This window comes from Brevibacillus dissolubilis, from assembly GCF_006170445.1.
GTDB lineage: Bacteria > Bacillota > Bacilli > Brevibacillales > Brevibacillaceae > Brevibacillus_B > Brevibacillus_B dissolubilis.
Genome location: NZ_VCNA01000001.1, coordinates 207,997 through 228,767, shown reverse-complemented (window position 1 = coordinate 228,767; position 20,771 = coordinate 207,997). Strand labels below are relative to the sequence as shown.

Sequence of the window (20,771 nt, the reverse complement as noted above, 5' to 3'; positions counted from 1 at the left end):
AGTTTCACATCGCAACGGCCTGATAATCATCAAGGCCGTCCTGATCAGTTTCGGGTACGTCTGGATAACTCACGGTTACGTCCCGTAATATGAATCTGTTCCCCTAAGTCTTTCCACTGAATGCGTGAATTTTCGATTAGTAACTGGAGAATCTGAAAATCAATTTTATCAAGTTGCATATAAACTCCTTTCTCCCCAGAAACCCGAAGAAGCCTACACACAAGAAAGCGTGTAAACCCCTCTAACAGGATATACACGCTTTTTTATCAGGATTACGGAATCGCTTCCAGATATTTTCGTGTGATGCGATGACTCCCCTTTCTCACTACACATCCTTGTCTCTCGTCTCATCCTCCAACAAAAACCGTCTGTTTACATTCTCACTGCCCGCTTCCTCAAGCTGTTGTTCAAGCCGTTGCTCAAGCCGATTCATCCGCGCAAGCAAGGCTGCATTTTCTTTTTCCAGTGACTGGGTCGTCGCTTTGGATGATAGATACGGATCGCGTTCCCACCAGTCCAAGCCGATCTCTTTGGCTTTGTCCACGGAAGCGACTAGCAGGCGGATTTTGATGCTCAAGAGATCCACATCGGCCACCGAAATTTTGATGTCGCCTGCGATGACAAGCCCTTTGTCGAGAATTTTATCCAGTACGTCGATCAGCGTGCTCGACTGGTTGGAATGTTGGATCGCCATACGAACTCCCCTCACATGTGCGATTTACAAAAGTTTGCCGATAGGCCCAAGATCGATGTTAAGTTCTTCGTGTTCGAGGCCGAAGATCGTTTTCATTTCCTCCATTTTTTCTTCCAATCTCATCAAGGCTAGACCAAGACTTTCCATCTCCTCGTCAGTCAGACTCTCCCCCTCCACGCGGCGCATCGCCTGGCGCTCCATGAGTTGGCGCAACAGCTCGATCACGGTCAAGACCAGCTTCCCGAGTCCGTGCTCCACTTCATCCGGGTCAATGTCGATCCGTGTCATGATGGATCACCCCACAATCTAAAGAGTTGTCGATCAGATTCTTGCGGTTGCGCTCGATGGTTTCAACGGAGGTGATCAACAGCTTCAGATCGACATAGACAAGATCGATGCCAGCGACCGAAATGAACAGCTCTCCGCTCAACACGGCTCCTTTGTCAATCAGACCGTCCAATAGCTCGACTAGCGTAAGCTCCTTGCTAGGATATCTTGCCTCCACGCTATAAATCCTCCTTATGTAAAGTGGCAAAATGATAAGGAGGCCACGGGCCGGTTGCTTCGATGGTCAGACCCCTCCCTCGACTCTCTGCCTGTCGGTCAACTTCTTCTATAAATACAGCCACCTGATGACTGGGGACGAGATAATCGAAGTTGGCGATCATCTCATCGGATCGCCCTGTGAGCTCTTTGCCCCAGTTTTGACGCATCAAGGCCTTCTGACTATGCTCCTGCAATCTCTGGTGGATCACTTGCAGGCTTTTTTCTTTTTCATCCTCTGCCGCTTGACTGATCAGTTGGGCCAGACGTTTTTTCATCAGAAATTGTTTCCCCACAGGCATCGAGTCGATTTCCTGACGTAAACGCAGCACCTCGGGATGGCTGGTTTCGATCGTAGATTCGCACGTTTTGGAGTCGTGATAGACTTTGATGTTCCACTCTTGCATGCCTTTGAGCGAGGCAAATCTCTCATGCAGCTTGCCTGCCTGTACGTGCAATAGCTCTGTGAGAGCCTCCTCTTGGGAAAACAGAGTGCAAAACGACATCGGAATCACAGTAAAAGATTGATGAATCAACGAAATCGTATCATGGTGGTGAAGCGCTTTTTGCTCCAGCCATAAGGGATTGTGCATCTTTCGCTCAATCTCCCCGGGGGAAAAATCAGTCGCATCCACTCGACAGACGCATGCGACAATCCCAGCCGCCTCGATGGTATAGGTCACTTGCTGCGGCTCGATTCCGGCAAAAACAGATACAGGTGCACAGGCTACCTCCTCTGCCGGTACCAAGCCATACACATAGATGTAGTGAGCCAACACGAACTCCTCCTTAGGCGTCTTCGTCTCCTCTCATCGCTTCCCATTCGCGCTGTTTGGCGATCTGAAAACGGGTAAGCAACTCAGTCTCTTTTCGCAGATACGTCTCTTCGTCGATTTCTTCCATCTCGAACATCATATGCAAGGAGATGAGTTGTTGTTGCAGATGCGGAATGTCGTACAGCTCACGGTTCACTTCTTCCTCTACTTTTTCCCCCAATAAGATCAGCGCACGAATTGGCCATGCGACCAGCTTGTGGATCATCCTGATTCCTCGATTCTCAACCGGATGTTGACGAAATTGTAGGCAGGCCACGGGCCGGTGTATTTGAAATCGGCCTTGCCTTTGTAATGTTCGTACCATTCATTTACTTTCGCGTCGAATGCCGCTTCGTTTTGTTTGTCGATCAAAAAAGCGGCATTGAGGAGCATGCGTTCGCCGACAGTGTTGTTCATTTTGGCAGATTCAGATAAAGCCGTCAGGGAATCATAGATTTCTTGCTCCGCCTGGCTGCGTAATGACTCGACGAATTGTTGTGCATAGTCGCCCAGCTTGATCCGGTCGTAATAAGACGCTTCCTCCGACTTGCCGTTTACTTGTTGTCTGAGCGCTTGAATCTGCGGATCTTGAGAAATTTCTTGTTGAAGCCAGTCTTTGTGAGCCACCACCTTGAGTCCGACCTCGATTTTGCCATGCAGCTGCGGGAACAATGTGGCGAATTGGTCATGGATATGAGTGAGCACATAGAAGGCATCCGCTTCGGAGTGAAACACGTTGCCAAAACTCATCGGAATCACGCAGTATTGGTTCATGATCTTGCCGATCGTCTCTTGATGAGCGAGCATGTTTTCTTTGCTCGGCACGACCTGACCATCCACCTGGCATGCGACCATGGCGACATTTTGATGCACAATGGCATACACCTCGCGCAAGGCTCCATCCATCGTAACGTTGCCAAATGACTTGGGCTGACTCTCTTCGATCGCGCAAAACACGTACACGGCTTGTTTGTCAGACATGTTCTGATTCATCCCCCACCTGATGGCATACCATTGTAATCAAACGTTGGACAGCGTGCTGATCTTCCTCGCCACATCCTTTGTACACCGAAAGCCAAAGGACATCGATACACAATTGCTGAAAAATCGGGTCTCGTGGATCAATCGGGGTCTCGGTCGCCTTGGCCGTCTGTGCGATCATCAGGGACGCACGCAAGCTCGGAGCATGCCGCTTCTCTGTGAGAGCGGCCCGAAGCGATGAAACGATGCGGGCAATCATATGAGCCGAATCGATGTCGATCCCGGTTTTATCGCGGATGATCTGCTCCTCCGTCTCCATGTCACAGTAGCCAAGACTGATCGTGATCAGACGATCCATCAGCGCGTCCTGACTTTTGTAGACACCTGCATATTCCTCCGGGTTGCTGGTAAAGATCACGGAAAAGTCAGGGTGGACGCTGATCTGCTTCTCTTTTTGCAAGCCGTAGAGCGGTAATACTCTCTCCTCTAGCACCGACAAAAAGATATTGTTCGTCTCTGGCTTGGCGCGGGTGAACTCGTCAAAAATCAACGTATGACCGTGTTGGACCGCTTCGATCAGCAGTCCATTGACCCATACAGGCTTGATGTCTTGGTGTTTTTTATATACAGAGCGAATATAATTGTCGACCACTTCCTTTTTGGAGTAGCCGAGATAGCCGCCGAGCAAATCTTCGTTGGATAAGGAGTGATGACCACGGATGACGGTCACCGGGCGGTTCAACTGCCGAGCGATATGGAGGGACAGGCACGTTTTTCCTACCCCAGACGGGCCCAGCAAGTGGATCGGGAAGCCAGCTCGGAGAAAACGAAGTGAACGAGAGACGATGTCCTGAAAAAAGGGAGTCTGCACAAACAGACTATGCTCGGTGTGTTCCAATCTCGTGTCCTCCTCTTGTTGCACTCAACCGTCAGGGAGCCAAGACAGCTTGACTGCCTTGGCTTTTTTGGCTTTTTGCTTATACAGCGGTGTCTTCCATTTCCGACTTCAACAGGCCAACTGCCTCTGCGTACTTGAGCCATGTATCGACGCTTGCGATGACGATGCGGGCATCGACCCCGAGCAGTTCAATCCCGACCAAGGATACGCGCGCCCAGATGTCGATGACCACCCCTTTGTCAAGGATACGGTCGATTACTTCCGCCAAGCTGGATGAATCCACGCTTTTTTGAATAGCCATTGGTGTTTCCTCCTTCCCTGTTGCGTCTCGAGGCTCCGGGAAGTTCTCTGACAATGTATTCACCTGTTTCCCAAGATGCCATGATTCATCGTATGTAAAATGGTTCCACTCGGACTAGACACTCGAAGAAGGGCATATTTGATGGATAAAAAAATAACCCTCCTGAAACGAATGTTCTGGTCTTGGTATGGACCAGTCGAGACAGGAGGGTTGTTTTTGTTTCGGTTTGAATTATGGGGTACTGCTAATTTTTACCTGAATCATGCTGGCTTGTGCTTGTACGGTGGTCTTCACAAGGAAAGTCTTGAGCGGGATCTCCGCTTGGAAAACGATTCGGATGCGGGATTGTAGGGTGAGCAGGAGCATCGAGTTACCACCTAGCTCAAAGAAGTCATCCTCTGTACCGATTTTTTCGATTCCCAGCAGCTCCTGCCAGAGTTGCACCAGCTTTTCTTCTATTTCATTGCTTGCCATGGTGTATGCACGGCCGGTATTGATCTGACCGTCTGGTTTTGGCAAGGCTTTGCGGTCGATTTTGCCGCTGGTGGTGAGTGGCATCTGCGGCACTCTGATAAAGTAGGACGGGATCATGTACGATGGCAACTGACTGCCGATGTGGGCTCGCAGGTCCACTACCGTCAAGTCTGTGGTGCTTGTGCTGACATAGTAGGCACACAGATGCTGGTTGCCTTGCCCGTCTTGATGCGGGATGACGACTGCTTCGGAAATCTGTTCATGTGCAAGCAGTCTGGCTTCTACTTCGCCCGGCTCGATGCGGTAGCCGCGGATTTTGACTTGCTGGTCGATTCGCCCGAGGTACTCGATATTTCCATCGGGGAGCCATGTCGCCAGGTCACCGGTACGGTACAGTCTCTCTCCCGGCGCGAATGGGTTGGGAATGAATTTGTCACGGGTCATTTCGGGATTATGAAGGTATCCGCGGGCCAATCCAGCCCCCCCAATGCAAAGCTCACCAGGCACTCCGGCAGGCTGTAGCTGCATGTCGGCATTGACGATGTAGATTTGGGTGTTGGTGATTGGTTTGCCGATGGGAACCGCGCTTTTCGCGAAGTGGCCGGTATCTGGATTGAATTCCCAATGAGTGGCACAGATCGTCGATTCCGTTGGTCCATAGGCGTTGGTATACACCACATGCTGGCCCCATTTGTTCACCAGATCTTGAGTAGATTCTGAACCACCTGTGATCAGTCGGCGCAGAGACGGTGCTTGCGAAGGCTCCAGATGCACGGCGTATGTCGGAGGCAGCATCGCGAGAGTGATATCGTTCTCTGCAAGGAACTGACTGAAACGATCAACGTCAAGGATGGTTTCCTTGGTCACCAGATACAGGGATGCGCCAGTCAGCAGCGCCATGAAGATTTCCCAGACGGAAGCGTCAAAGGAGGCACTGGCAAATTGGACAATCCGATCATGCTGCGACAAGCCCCATTGCTGTTGAAGGAACACATTCATATTGACGATGCCCCGGTGCTCCAGCATGACCCCTTTTGGCTGACCGGTGGAGCCTGAGGTGTAGATGACATAAGCCAGATCCTCCGCCGTGTTGACGCTAGGCAAATCGTCTGTCTCTTCTTCATGCATGAGCAGGTCATCGAGCATGATCAGTTCAGCCTGAAGCTCGATATCTTGCTTGGCAAGCTCCAGCAGTTTGCCCATCGCAACCTCTCGCTCGGTGAGCAGCCAGCTCGCCTTGCTGTTCTCCAGCATGTAGATGATACGCTCAGACGGATATTCAGGGTCAATCGGCAGGTAGGCTCCCCCCGCCTTCATAATGGCGAGGATGCTGATGATCATCTCTATCGAACGCCCTGTCATCAAGGCGACAATTGTATCTGGCTGCACACCTTTTTCGCGTAACACTCTGGCTAATTGATTGGCTTCTTCATTTAACTCGGCATAGCTTAGCTCCTCGTCTTCGAATACGACTGCAATCTGATCGGGGTTGAGTTGTGCTTGTTGTTCGAATAACTGGGAAATGGTTAATTCTTTTGGCACTTCTGCCTCGGTCTGGTTGAATTCCACCAGCAAGCGTTCATGCTCACTCTCTGACAACAGGTCCTGTTTGTTAACGGCTCGGTCTGAGTGATTGAGCATCAGCTGCAGGCTGCACTCGAAGAATTGGATAAAACGCGTAGCCAGTTCGCTGGACCAGGAGTCTATTTTGATTGTAAATCGGTTAAACGTCGTCTCCACGCTTACGTCAAACAGCGTGTTGGTACGGCCAAAACCGATGTGTGCGGTATCGTCCGCTTTGGCACTCAGATTCGATCCAATCGATTCGAGTATGTGGAAATCAACGTAATTAAACAGGGTGTCAAAGAATGGGTTGCCTGAGTAGCTATGCTCATTGACCAGCTCCATAATATCAGGCAAAGGCAATCTGCCGTAGGTCTTCATGTCGATTGTCTTTTGATGGACATGGGTTACCCATTGGCGCCAGGTTGTCCCAGGTTCGAGCTTCATGCGGAACGGTACCGTATTGAGGAAGCAGCCAAGTATTTTGTCACCGTCCTCGACGAGTGGACGGCCGTTTTCCACGAATCCTGCGAGCAGGTCACGGTCTTCGTAAACGAACATGCGGAGTGCGCTGAAGTAAGCAGCTAAGCAGGCTGAGCGGATCGTCGTGTGGTTTTGCTTCGTCCATTCTTGCAAGGCTGGCAACATGCTGTCAGGGAAGGAATGGATCACCGACGTAAATTCGTCTGGCTGAGATGATTCCTTGCTGATCGGAAGCTGCAGACGTTTGTAATCTTCCAGCTCGTTTTTCCAGTAGTCGCGGACTTCGGTCTGTCTTTTCACGATGCGTTGTTCAATGACATAGTCCTTGTAGCTGCACGTAAGCATAGACACCCTGACTTGTTCTGTTTTGCACCGCTCATAGAGTTCGGTCAGCTCCGTCATGAGGGAGGCCACACTCCATCCATCGAGAATGCTATGATGGGTAATCAGCGCGAAATGAATCTCACCTCCGTCAAGCAAGAAGACCTTGACCCTCCACAACGGTGCTGCTTCCATATCAAATGGTTGCTGTCTATCTGAAGCCAGCGTTTCCATCATGAACGTAATCTGCTCGGAACGGTGGAGTCCTCCCAGGTCGTGGACTTCGGCTGGAATCTCCACGCGTCTGCGTACCAACTGCACCGGCTCGGCAAATCTCTCAAAATCAAATTGCGAGCGCAAAATAGCATGTTTCTCCGCTAACAAATGCAGGGCTTGCTGCAAGGCATCAGCATCAAAGCTGGCGTCCTGCCACTGATACACCATCTGGTCATGATAGACTGCCTCATCCGGGTGTTTCATGCTGGAGTAGGCCATACCTTTTTCGATATCACTCATCGGGAAGACATCCTCGATGTCATCTGGGAGCATGTGTTTCGTCGTTTCCTCTCCCATGATCTGCATGTGCAGAGCTTCGATCTCGGCCAGCACCTCTTCCTTGATCTTATCCAATTTCCCTGACTGTTCAGGGCGGATTTCTGTTGCCAATCCTTTGATTGTCGGATGGGCGTACAGCTCTCTCAGCTGGATTTTGCGTCCTAATGGTTGTTCCATGCGGGCAACGAGGCGGATTGCTTTGATCGAGTCACCGCCAAGGTCAAAGAAGTTATCCACAATCCCAACCTGCTCTATGCCGAGTACCTCTTGCCAGATGCAAGCCAGTGCTACTTCCTGCTCCGTGCGCGGTGCTTCGTATTCGGTTCCCCGGCTCATGCGGCCGTCTGGCTGTGGCAAGGCTTTACGGTCCAGCTTGCCATTGGGGGTCAGCGGCATTTTGTCCAGCTGCACGAAATGAGACGGAATCATATAATCAGGCAATCGTTCAGCCAGTGTGGCACGCAATTCAGAGACGGTTACCTCTTTGTTCGCTACCACATAGGCACACAGGAAGGGTTGCCCTTCTTCATTTTTCATTGCGAGTACGGAGGTTTCCGTAATGTGTTCGTGCGTGAGCAACTGTGCCTCAATCTCGCCCAGCTCGATCCGGAATCCTCGAATTTTAACTTGGGTGTCGATGCGCCCGAGGTATTCCATGTTGCCATCCGGCAGCCAGCGAGCCAAATCGCCGCTTCGGTACATCTTTTCACCTGGGACTGTTGCGAACGGATTCTCGACAAAACGTTCCTCGGTCAATTGTGTGCGATTGATATATCCTCTGGCGACACCCGCTCCCCCGACATACAGTTCGCCGGCCACCCCGATTGGTACGAGCTGACGGTTGGCATCCAACACATACGCAGTGAGGGTTGGGATCGGTTTGCCGATGTTGCTGAGATTACGCCCGATGTCTGTGTCTGTAATTTCTTTGTAAGTAACATGTACAGTGGTCTCTGTAATTCCGTACATATTGATCAGTTTGGTAGCGGGGTACGTCTTTCTCCAGGCCTGCAGCTGAGCTGGCATAAGCGCCTCTCCACCGAAAATCACATAACGGACCTGAAGTGGCAGTACCTCATCCCGATCGGAACAAGCCTCTTTACTTAATCCATAAAAAGCGGTCGGGGTCTGGTTGACGATGGTCACCCCTTCTTGTGCCAGCAACAGTGCGAACTCTTTCGGGTCTTGGGCTGCCGCTTTTGGCACGATGACCAGCTTGCCGCCGTAAAGAAGCGCCCCATACATTTCCCAGACAGAGAAGTCGAAGCAATAGGAATGGAACATCGTCCATACATCCCGGTCGTGGAAGTCAAAGAGATTCTGCTCATTGAACAGCAGGCGGACGACATTGCGGTGTTCGATCATGACCCCTTTTGGCAGACCGGTTGTGCCTGACGTGTAGATGATGTAGGCCAAGTCGGACGGCTGGTGGGTGGCGGTGAAATCATCTTGTGCCGCTGTCGCCAAGTTCGATGTGTTTCGATCTATTGGGATGATCTGAACCCGATCAGAGATAGTGGCTGTATCGCTGTTCGCAAGCAAAATCCGTGTGCCGCTATCCTCCAGCTGGTACTCAATCCGCTCTTGCGGGTAAGCCGGGTCGATTGGCAAGTAAGCTGCCCCCGCCTTCAGAATTGCGAGAATACCCACAATCATTTCCAGCGAACGTTCTGTCAAAAGCCCGACGATCTGACCGGTCTCCACACCATTTGCATGCAGAACCGCGGCCAGGTGATTCGCCTGTGTATTCAATTCGCGGTAGGTCAATTGCTGATCCTCATACACCACTGCAACATGATCAGGGGTACGCTCGACCTGCTCGGCAAACAGCTGGTCAATCGTCTTATCAGCCGGATACCCGCAGGCTGTTTCGTTGAAATCACGCAACAATTGCTCTCTTTCCGCTTCCTGTACCAATTCGATGTCGGCGATGAGTTGTTGTGGCTTGCGGACGATCTGATCCAAAACGTGGAGATAATGCCCGGCCATCCGCTGAATCGTTTCTTTTTCGAACAACCTGGTGCTGTACTCGATCTCCATGTCCAAGTGATCAGCGCTTTCCGCTGCCTGGAAGGTCAGGTCAAATTTGCTGATCTGATGCTCGTACTCAAAAGGGATGAACGCCAGATTGTCGCGCTGCATTCTGGCTTGTTCTTGGTTTTGCAGGTTAAACATCGTATCGAACAACGGATTGCGGCTCATATCACGGTGCAGATCCAGTTTTTGAATCAGCTCTTCCAATGGATAATCCTGATGCCCAAAAGCACGGATGGTACGCTCACTGACCTCTCGGATGAACTGCTCCACCGTTTTTTGCCCGTGTGGCTGATTACGGAGGGCCAGTGTATTGATGAACATGCCGATCAGATCCTGTACATCTGCGTGGCTTCGTCCTGCCACCGATGTCCCGACGATGATATCTTCCTGACCACTGTATTTGCTGAGCATGATGTTGTAGGCGCTCAACAGCACGGTGTAGATCGTCGTACCGTAGTCTTTTGCCAGCGTACGGATGGCTTCTGTCACAGATGCATCTATGCTGAGGCTGACCCGACTTCCCTCGAAGCTTTGGACGGCTGGTCTTGGGTGATCTGTCGGCAGCTGCAGGACAGGGAGTTCGTCAGCGAAGGTCTCCATCCAGTAGCTCTCCTGATCGTAATACGCCTGCGACTTGCTCCATGCCTGTTGCCATACCGCATAATCCTTGTAGTGAATCCGCAGCGGTGGCATCTCCTCCCCTTCATACAACCCGATCAGCTCTTTGGTAAAGGTGCTCATCGACGTACCATCGGAGATGATGTGGTGCATATCGATCAACAACACATGTCGGTCAGCTTCTGCCACGACCAGTGCCATTCTGATCAGCGGAGCCTCGTGCAGATCAAACGGACGAATGAAATTCTGCACCACCTGCTCCAGTCTAATCCCTTGCGCCCGCGCATCAATCATCGCAAACGGTAGTTCCACCTGCGGATGAATCCGCTGCATCAGCGCTTCCCCATCCATGTCAAAGGAAGTACGGAACACCTCATGCCGCTCCATCATCTGCCCGAGAGCTTTACGTAATCGGTCAAGATCAAGCTCTCCCTCCACCGTCATGACGGCTGGGATGTTGTAATGCACTGCGGATGGATCGAGCTGCTGTACGACATACATCCGTTGCTGGGCAGAAGATACGGGGTACAGCTCTCTCTCCTCAGCTGGTTCGATTCCGAGGTGTTGGCGGGACTCCAGCGTATCGATCTGCCCCGCCATTTCTTTCAGGGTCGGATGTACAAATACGTCCCGCAAGGAATAGTCCACCTGATAATGCTTCTGAATCCGGCTGACCAGCTGCATCGCTTTTAATGAATGACCGCCAAGTTCAAAAAAGTGATCATTCCTGCCGATCCGATCGATCCCAAGCACACTGCTCCAGATCTCTGCCAGTTCTGCTTCCACTTGCTCAATAGGCGCTTCATACTCAGCTCCACTGTGTGTGTAATGATCAGGTTCTGGCAATGCGTTGCGGTCAAGCTTACCATTCGTGGTCAGCGGCATGCTCTCCAGTTGGACAAAGGCAGATGGAAGCATGTAATCCGGCAAGGTCTGCACCAGATACGTACGCAGTTCAGACAGAGTCCATTCGTAGTCAGATACCAGGTAGGCGCACAGAACCGTTTGATCGGCCCGGTCACGCTTCGCCAGCACGATTGCTTCTGTGATCGCTTCATGACGGAGCAGCTGCGCCTCGATTTCGCCCAGTTCGATTCGGTAGCCACGGATTTTCACTTGATGGTCGATCCGTCCCAAGTACTCGATGTTCCCGTCACGACGCATCCGGGCCAAATCCTTGGTGCGGTACAGCCGCTCACCCAACGCAAATGGATGTTGGATAAAGGTCTCACGGGTTAACTCTTCCTGATTGAGATAGCCGCGAGCCACCCCATCCCCCCCTACATAAAGCTCTCCCGCCACACCGATAGGCACAGGCTTCTGTTGGGCATCGAGGATGTAGGCCGTCGAGTTGGACAGCGGCTTACCGATTGGAATAGGATCATCCGTGTGTTCATCTACCACGTAATAGGTGGAGAAGGTCGTGTTTTCGGTAGGACCGTATCCATTGATCACACGCACGTGTGGGCAGGTCGCTCTCACCAGTTTGACATGCTCATAGACTAACGCCTCACCCCCGACCACAAGCGTCTGCACTCCCTCAAATATCGCTGCATCCTGTTGCGCTAAGGTATGGAAAAGGGATGTGGTCAAGAACATCAAGCTGATTCCATGTTGCTTGATCGCTCGTTGCAACAGAGGTGCATCCAGGATGACCATCTCAGGAACAAGCACAAGCTCCAATCCATTGAGAAGAGCTCCCCAGACCTCAAATGTGCAGGCGTCAAAGACCGCGGCCCCTGTCTGCAGGACACTTCTTTCCTTGGAAAAGTCCACGATATTAGTATTTTTCACCAAACGTACGACATTGCGGTGTTCAACCATAACGCCTTTTGGTCGACCAGTGGAACCAGAGGTATAGATGACATAAGCGAGCTGCCCAGGAGAATCCAAGCGACTCATCTCAGTCAAAAGCTCTCCTTCTTCCTGATCCCACTTCGGATCATCCGCGAGCAGGATATCGATGTCTGTGACAAGCTCCTGCAGGGAAGCTTCCGCCATACGATCGGCTGTACGCTTATGAACAATCATCCATTTCGCTTGGCAATCCGTCAGCAGATAGGCAATCCGCTCGTTCGGATAAGATGGGTCAACCGGGACATAAGCACCGCCCGCTTTCAGAATCGCCAGCATACCGATGACCAGCTCAAGCGACTTTTCTACCATGATGGCTACAGGTTGGTCTACTCCGACTCCTTTTTCCCGCAAGACACGGGCCAATCGGCTAGAACGCTCATCCAGCTCACGGTACGTATAAGACATCTCCCCGAATGTGACCGCTACCCTGTCTGGTGTGTTCCCTGCCTGTTCGGCAAACAGCTGGTGGATCGTCTTCTCCCGTGGATACTCGGTGGTCGTCTGGTTGAGGTCGTGCAGCATGCTTTTCTCTGCTTCGGTGAGCAGATCCGCGCTCGCTATGGTCTGGTCAGGCACAGCTGTCATCTGCGCGAGAATCTGTTGATAATGAGCCGCCATTCTCTGGATCGTGTCGGCCTTGAACAGCTTGGTCGCATACTCGATTCCGAGTGCGATCTGATTGTCCACTTCCACCGCTTCCAAGGTCAGGTCAAATTTACTGATGTGATACTCATATTCATATGGAGTGATTCTCAGATGGTCGTGTTGAATCGTAGCGCGATCCATATTCAGCATGGTAAACATCGTGTCAAAAAGTGGATTACGGCTCACATCGCGATCCAGCTCCAGCTTCTCAATCAGTTCTTCCAATGGATAGTCCTGATGCTCAAAAGCCAGAATCGCCCGGTCCCGCACCTCTTGCACGTACTGGCGGAACGTCTTCTCTCCTGTCGGTTGGTTGCGCAGGGCCACCGTGTTAATAAACATCCCGATCATTCTGTCCACATCTGGATGACTTCGGCCTGCCACGGGTGTACCAACCACGATATCGTCTTGCCCGCTGTACTTGCCAAGCAGGATGGTATAAGCAGCCAGCATCACCATGAAGACGGTTGTTTCTGTTTCCTTGGCAACATTCCGGATGGCGGCAGTCAACTCAGGAGAGAGCTTCACCCCAATCCGGTCTCCCTCGAAGCTGCGTACGGATGGTCTCGGATAATCAGTGGGAAGCTGCAGGACCGGAAGTTCATTGTCAAACGCCTGTAACCAGTAACGCTCCTGCTTTTGACAGGCTTCTGTCCCTCTCCAGTCTTCGAGCCAGACCGCATAGTCCTTATAGTGAATCCGTAATGGCGGCAGCTGCTCACCCTCATAGAGTCCGATCAGCTCCTCAATGAAGGTCGACATCGAAGTACCGTCGGAAATGATATGGTGCATATCAATCAACAGCACATGTGCTTCGTCACCGTAGCTGATCAGACCCGCCCGAATCAACGGGGCCTGTGTCAAATCAAAAGGACGGATGAAGTCTGCCACCAATCCTGCCAGCTCATGCTCCTGTGCAGATATCCTGTCAAAAGAAAGCCCCATACTCGGATGAATCCGCTGCAGTAATGTCTCATCCACCATCTCAAATGAAGTACGGAACGCCTCATGCCGATTGACCATCAACTCTGCTGCCAACCGGAGTCTTTCGATATCCAATGCACCTTGAATGTTCAAGATGTACGGGATGTTGTAAGTGGTCGATGCTGGATTGAATTGCTGCATCACATACATGCGTTTTTGCGCGGGTGATACGGGATAGAAGCTTCTCTCATCCACCGGCTCGATCTTTTGATAGCGTTGCTGGCCAAGTGTGCCGAGCCTCTCCGCCATCTGTTGCAAAGTTGGCTGTAGGAACACTTCGCGCAGCGGAAATTCCACCTCGAATTGCTTCTGGATGTGGGACACCAGTTGCATCGCCTTCAACGAATGACCGCCAATCTCGAAGAAGTGGTCGCGTCTGCCCACTTGCTCAATTCCCAACAGCTTGCTCCAGATGTCAGCCAAGGCACGCTCCCGCTCATTGATTGGCGCTTCGTATTCCGTTCCGCTTTGCATGATGCCGGTTGGTTCTGGCAGTGCTTTGCGGTCGATTTTTCCATTGGGAGTCAGCGGCATTTTTTCCACTTGGACAAAAGCGGTCGGGAGCATATATTCCGGCAAAGCTTGTCCCAGCTCTTGACGCAATTGGCTTAGCGTCCATTCCACATCGGATACGACATACGCACACAGATACGTTTGGTCGGACTCATCACGGAGTGGCAGTACGACGGCTTCCTGGATCCTGTCATGTGCGAGCATCTGCTCCTCGATCTCGCCTGGTTCGATCCGGTACCCACGGATTTTGACCTGCTGATCGATTCGACCGAGATATTCAATATTTCCATCTGGCAGAAAACGTGCGAGGTCCCCTGTGCGGTAGAGCCGTTCTCCCGGTACATATGGATGAGGCACGAATTTTTCGGCGGTCAGTTGCCCGTTATTCAGGTACCCTCTCGCAAGCCCGTCACCGCCGACACACAGCTCGCCGACAAGGCCCACTGGCAACAGCTTCAAGCTGTCATCGAGGATATAAGCGGTGGAGTTCTGGATCGGTTTCCCAATCGGGATGGGATCAGCCACCTGTTCCCCGATCTCATATGTGGTGGAAAAAGTCGTATTTTCCGTAGGTCCGTAGCCGTTGATCAAGCGAAGGGACGGGAAACGCTGTCTTACCCGTTCGATGTGCGGGCGTGATAAAGCGTCTCCGCCCACGAGCAGGGTCTTTAGTCCGGCAAAGAGATCCACATTTTGCGAAGAGAGCTGATTAAACAGCGGAGATGTCAGCCACATCGCCGTAATCCCGTATTGCTCGACGGCTTCTTGTAAACGGTCCGCATCCAAAATGACATGATCCGATACAAGCACCAGCTCCAATCCGTTGAGCAACGCCCCCCAGATTTCGAACGTGCAAGCGTCAAAGACAATCGCGCCCGTCTGCAAGATACGCCGTTCCGAAGAAAAATTAATATAATTCGTATTCTTCACCAGACGGACGATACTGCGGTGTTCGACCATGACGCCTTTGGGACGGCCAGTGGAACCAGAGGTATAGATGACATAGGCCAGATCGGTCGGACTGTTTTGGTAAGGTATGAAAGCCAGGTTTTCTGCACGGTTGTGATCAGAGCCAGCGCTGTCCTGACCGTGGCTATCGTCGTGTGCAAGTAGTTCGTCGAGCAACAGAATCTCCACATGGTTTTCATACTGCTTCTCCATCGGGTAAGAAGCCCTCAACTCTTCCATGACGGCCTTTTGAGTCAAAAGAATCCGTGGACGACAATCATCCAGCATATAGCCGATCCGCTCAGCCGGATAATTCGGGTCGATCGGCACATACGCCCCGCCTGCTTTCAAAATCCCCAGCATGCCCACAATCATCTCTAGGGAGCGTTCCACCATCAATGCCACGAATGCGTCAGGCCCAACACCTTTGCCCCGCAGCACATGGGCCAATCGCGTCGAACGTTCATCCAGTTGACGATAGGTCAGACGCTTCTCACCGAACATGACAGCGACCGCATCAGGCGTACGGTCTGCCTGCTCGCTAAACAACTCTTGAATGGTTTGATCACGCGGATAGGGAGCTTGCGTATCGTTAAAACGAGTCAGCAGTAATTCTGTCTCCTGCCCGCTGATCATGCTTATTTGTCCCAGTACCGCTTTCGGATCATGGCAGACGGCCTCCACTAGCTGGATAAAATGCTCAACCATCCGTTGCATACTCTCGTGCTGGAATAGATGGGTGCTATATTCCAGTTGGAAAGCCAGCTTCCCGTTGCGCTCCACAGCAGCCAGTGTCAGGTCAAACTTGGCCACTTTTGGGTTGAACGAATACGGCGTCAGCGTAATGTCAGCCATCTCAACTGCATCCTGATCCATATTTTGCAGGATGAATGACACATCAAACAGTGGATTACGGCTCACATCGCGCTTCCCGTTGAGCTTGTGCAACAGCTCCTCCAGCGGATAATCCTGATGCTCCATCGCGCGGATGACATTCTGTTTCACTTCCTGTAAGAAGGCGGTGAAGCTCTTTGCTTTTTCCGGCTGGCTTCTGATCGCAAGCGTATTAACAAACATCCCGATCATCTGTTGTACGTCGGCGTGATTACGTCCTGCGACCGGTGTGCCTACGATGATATCTTCCTGACCCGAATATTTGTGCAATAACAAGAAATAGGCAGCCAGCAAGGTCATGTAGAGAGTAACGCCGTGATCCGCACACAACTTGTGCAGGGCTTGGGTCTGCGCCTCATCCAGCTCGAATTCAAGCAGATCGCCGGCGAATTGCTGGATCAGCGGTCTGCTGTAATCAGTCGGAAGCTCCAGTACAGGCAACTCCCCGGCAAAAGCTTGCAACCAATAAGCCTCCTGCTTTTGGTACGCTTCTGACTGCATCCAGCTCTCCAGCCATACCGCGTAGTCGGTATATTGAAGGCGAAGCTTAGGAAGCTCTTCACCCTGGTACAGCTGAATCAGTTCATGGGTAAAGGTGTTGAGCGAGGTGCCGTCGGAAATGATGTGATGCATATCTACAACGAGGATATAGCTTCCCTCTCGATGTTCGATCAGTCCGACCCGCATCAAAGGTGCTTGGCTCAAGTCAAATGGTCGGATGAAATCCCGCACCACCTGCTCGATGTCTTTTTCCCCTGTCTGAAGCTCCATTAGCGGTACATGTGCTTCTGATGCTTCAGTGACAGGCAGAATTCGTTGCATCCACTCATCATTGATCTTTTCAAAAGAGGTGCGGAGAGCGTCGTGTCTGTTGACGAGTGATTGTACGGCTGTCTGGAGCCGCGCTTTGTCCAATGCCCCTTCGATCAGCAAAAGGGCTGGGACGTTGTAATGAATCGAATCAGGGTCGAGCTGTTGCATGACGAAAACGCGTTTTTGAGCAGGGGTGATGGGGTATGCTTCGCGTTCGACCCGCTCGATGGATACATACTGGCTCGTATCTTGGCGCATGATCTGTGCAGCCATTTCTCCCAATGTCGAGATCGTGAACACATCGCGCAATGGAAAGACGACTTCGAATTGCTTCTGGATGCGGGAGACGAGCTGTGTCGCTTTTAAGGAATGGCCACCCAGTGCGAAGAAATCATCGTGTATGCCCACTTTTTCCACTCCGAGCAGTTCATGCCAGATCGCTGCCAGTTGTTTCTCCACGTCGGTTTGCGGCTCGATATAGGTCATCCCGCTCCGCATGTCGCCCGTTGGTTCTGGCAACGCTTTGCGGTCGATCTTACCGTTGATCGTGATCGGCATCGCTTCGAGTTGAACAAATGCGGCTGGAATCATGTAGTCTGGCAATACCTGACCAACCCATGCCCGCAGCTCGGTTAATGTCCACGTATAAGCAGATACGAGATATGCACACAAGTACGTCTGATTGGCTTCATCTTGTCTGGGGACAACCAAGACTTCTTCAATCGCTTCATGGCTGCTCAACCGTGCCTCGATCTCGCCTGGCTCGATGCGGTACCCGCGTACTTTTACCTGTTGGTCGATCCGTCCGAGGAATTCAATCGTCCCATCCTTACGCCAGCGTGCCAAATCACCTGTCCGGTACATCCGTTCACCTGTAACGAACGGGTTGGGGATAAATTTATCCTCTGTCATCTGTCGGTTGTTCAGATACCCCCGGGCCAAACCGTCACCGCCTACACACAATTCACCTGCCACACCGATTGGGAGCAACCGCATGTGCTGATCGACGATATAGGCTGTGGAATTCTGGATCGGTCGGCCAATCGGGATTGGATCAACCACGTCTGCATCCAACTCAAAATAGGTGGAGATAACGGTGTTCTCGGTCGGACCGTAGAGGTTTTTCAACTGGAGGTGTGGACATTTCTTCAGCACCTTCTCGACTGGTTGCTTGCTCAAGGCATCCCCGCCGACGAGCAAGGTACGCAGTCCCGCGAAGGTCTCAGGATTCTGCTGGGCCAGCTGTGCGAACAGGGCTGTCGTAAGAAACATGACAGACACCTGATGACGCTCGATGGTTTCTTTTACCTGATCAGCGTCGAGCAACACATGTTCGGGAACAAGCACTAAGGAAAGTCCGTTCAAAAGCGCGCCCCAGACTTCAAGGGTGCAAGCGTCAAAGGCGATGGAACCTGTCTGCAATTGGCAGCGTTCCTGTGAAAAATCGATGAAGTTGGTATGTTTGATCAGCCTCACCACACCCCGATGCTGGACCATGACCCCTTTTGGACGGCCGGTGGAGCCAGAGGTGTAGATGACGTAGACGAGGTCATTTGGCTGGTTGATGAAACTTAGTTCATCATCGCGAACCTGATCGAGAGTGGCATGATCGAGCAGGATCACCTCCGCCTTGGCAGCATGCTCGTTTACCTGCGGATTGGGCAGATAGTCAGCGAGATGTTTTTGACAGAGAATCCATCTCGCCTGACAGTCCTCAAGTATGTGTGTCATCCGCTCAGCAGGATACGCCGGGTCGATCGGCACATAGGCACCACCCGCTTTGACCACAGCCAGCATAGCGACGACCATATCGAGAGAGCGCTCCATCATGACCACCACGAGGTCATCTCTCTTTACCCCTTTTGCCCGCAATACATGTGCCAGCTGGTTGGATCTTTTGTCGAGCTCACGGTAGGTCAACTGCTCGGATTGGAACATGATCGCCACTTCATCAGGCATACGCTTCGCCTGCTCTGCAAAAAGCTCCGGAATGGTTTTGTCCCGTGGATATTCTCCTTGCGTATCGTTAAAATCAAACAGGATCTGCTGTTTTTCACTTGCAGTGATCATCTCAATCTCGTGCAGACCGATGCCTGGATCGACGGTGACAGCCCCGATGACTTGGAGAAGATGCTGCTGGATCTGTGACACAAGCTCTGCTTCATACGCAAGTGCGTTGTAGTTGAAGGTAATCGTCATCTCCCGTCCTGGCACGATGATCAGGTTGAAATCATAGTTGGTCTCCTCGCCAATCTCCGCACCTTCAATGGTGAACCCGATCGCTCCTGCCTGCCCGAACAGATTGACGTCCATCGGGTAGTTCTCGAACACAAACAGATGATTGAACAAGCCTTGCTTCAGCTCGGTTTGCGACTGAATATCGTATAAAGGAACATAATGGTATGGTTCCGTTTCAAATGCTTGTCTTTGCAAAGAGGTTACAAGCTCTTGGAATGATTGCGGATGATGGCTCTGGATACGGACAGGAATCGTGTTGATGGTCAGCCCGATCATTTTTTCGATTCCGGCTACTTCTGGTGTCCGGCCTGAGACGACAGAGCCAAACACCACATCATGGGTGTTGCTGTAGGTGGTAAGGATCGTTGCCCAGATGGCTTGCATTACTGTATTTAATGTGGCTTGGGATCGTACAGCCAGCTCATTTAATTGTTTGGTCACCCGTTCATCCAGGGTGAAGCTATGTTTGACCGTTTGATACTCGTTTGGAGACGACGTTCTCTTCTTTTGTGGAAGAGTGGCCTGTTGGCCGTAATCCATCAGATGCTGGCTCCAGAAGTTGAGCGCCTGCTCTTTATCTTGCTTTTTCAAATAATCGATATAATGGCTGTATGGCACAGTTGGCTCCAGTTGGAGAGTGTGCCCTCCTCTTTGAGCTGCATAGATTTGCAGAAGTTCATAGAACAGGATGCCCTGACACCAGCCGTCCATGATGATGTGATGGTAGGTGATCAAGATGCGGTAGGCTTGCTCCCCGGTTTGAAGGATGCTCATGCGGAACAGGATATCTTTTGACAGATCAAAGCCGTTCTGTTTGTCCTGCTGTTTATCGTGGAGAAGATAGCTTTCCTGTTCAGCTGCCGGCAAGTGGGTAATGTTTTCAAAGCGAATGGTGCCCTTCCGCTCTTTGAGTACAACTTGTCTGATATGCTGGATCTGCTGGTAAACAAAGACGGTACGCAGGATTTCGTGCCGTTCGATCAGCTTGTTCAGGCTCTTCTCCATCAATTCGGCATCAACCATTCCGCTAACCCGCATCTCGGTCTGGGTCACATAAGCAGCCGAGGTCGGCTCCAGCAGTACATGGAACAGCATTCCTTCCTGCATGGGAGAGAGTGGATAAATCTTTTGGATATTGGATGTTTTGGACATAAGCTCACCTCAGCGCTTCTCTAATTAGTTGGGTCATCCGAATGGTAAATTTTAGAATATTCTGATATATGAATATGTAAGCTTAGATTGCCTTCTTTTCCGTGTAAGTCCCCCCTTCTAATTCTGTGTCATATCTATATGAACAGGGCTTTGGCTGATTACATGGATGATAATAATAGGCAAAAAAGAAGAGCTATACCTTGCTCATAAAACATAGATTGACACTAGAATTATTAACATGTTACTTTTTTTATAGAATTTTAGTATTACTATGTATTATTGACATCATTTACCACAATGATAATGTTTTATATTTTTACCGTCAAGTTTATTTTATTAATATTTCTTTATAGAAAGATAATATTTCGTACATACAGAAACGAGCCCTCCATATCATCTGGAGAGCTCGTTTCTGTTTTTTCATTGCCATTCGTATCTTTGTTC

General features: G+C 51.2%; 9 protein-coding genes and 1 pseudogene. All 10 read right to left on the bottom strand.

Annotated elements, in window-relative coordinates:
* Window positions 1-77: 77 nt before the first annotated feature.
* A pseudogene (locus FGI41_RS00480) lies at window positions 78-179 on the bottom strand (AsnC family transcriptional regulator); the annotation flags it as partial.
* 146 nt (window positions 180-325) lie between these two features.
* Complete coding sequence (locus tag FGI41_RS00475) at window positions 326-694, bottom strand: gas vesicle protein (RefSeq protein ID WP_139487947.1); 369 nt, start codon at window positions 692-694, stop codon at window positions 326-328.
* A gap of 24 nt (window positions 695-718) precedes the next feature.
* The gene (locus FGI41_RS00470; RefSeq protein ID WP_139487946.1) at window positions 719-982 is read right to left on the bottom strand and encodes a gas vesicle protein K; all 264 of its coding nucleotides are present in this window, start codon (window positions 980-982) and stop codon (window positions 719-721) included.
* The gene (locus FGI41_RS00465) at window positions 963-1,199 is read right to left on the bottom strand and encodes a gas vesicle protein (RefSeq protein WP_139487945.1); all 237 of its coding nucleotides are present in this window, start codon (window positions 1,197-1,199) and stop codon (window positions 963-965) included. Before FGI41_RS00465 ends, FGI41_RS00470 begins: the two co-directional genes overlap by 20 nt.
* A gap of 1 nt (window position 1,200) precedes the next feature.
* The gene (locus FGI41_RS00460; RefSeq protein WP_176560050.1) at window positions 1,201-2,013 is read right to left on the bottom strand and encodes a GvpL/GvpF family gas vesicle protein; all 813 of its coding nucleotides are present in this window, start codon (window positions 2,011-2,013) and stop codon (window positions 1,201-1,203) included.
* Window positions 2,014-2,026: 13 nt separating this feature from the next.
* Window positions 2,027-2,278, bottom strand: coding sequence for a gas vesicle protein GvpG (locus FGI41_RS00455; protein WP_139487943.1), 252 nt, complete (start codon window positions 2,276-2,278; stop codon window positions 2,027-2,029).
* Complete coding sequence (locus FGI41_RS00450) at window positions 2,275-3,033, bottom strand: GvpL/GvpF family gas vesicle protein (protein WP_176560049.1); 759 nt, start codon at window positions 3,031-3,033, stop codon at window positions 2,275-2,277. Before FGI41_RS00450 ends, FGI41_RS00455 begins: the two co-directional genes overlap by 4 nt.
* Window positions 3,026-3,931 carry a gas vesicle protein GvpN gene (gvpN, locus tag FGI41_RS00445; protein WP_176560048.1) on the bottom strand — a complete coding sequence of 302 codons (906 nt, stop codon included), beginning with the start codon at window positions 3,929-3,931 and terminating at the stop codon, window positions 3,026-3,028. The genes FGI41_RS00450 and gvpN overlap by 8 nt, the downstream gene beginning before the upstream one ends.
* 79 nt (window positions 3,932-4,010) lie before the next feature.
* Window positions 4,011-4,232, bottom strand: coding sequence for a gas vesicle protein GvpJ (gene gvpJ, locus FGI41_RS00440; RefSeq protein ID WP_139487940.1), 222 nt, complete (start codon window positions 4,230-4,232; stop codon window positions 4,011-4,013).
* 231 nt (window positions 4,233-4,463) lie between these two features.
* Entirely contained in the window at window positions 4,464-20,327 is a 15,864-nt protein-coding gene (locus FGI41_RS00435) for a non-ribosomal peptide synthetase (RefSeq protein WP_139487939.1), read from the bottom strand.
* Between the last annotated feature and the right edge of the window lie 444 nt (window positions 20,328-20,771).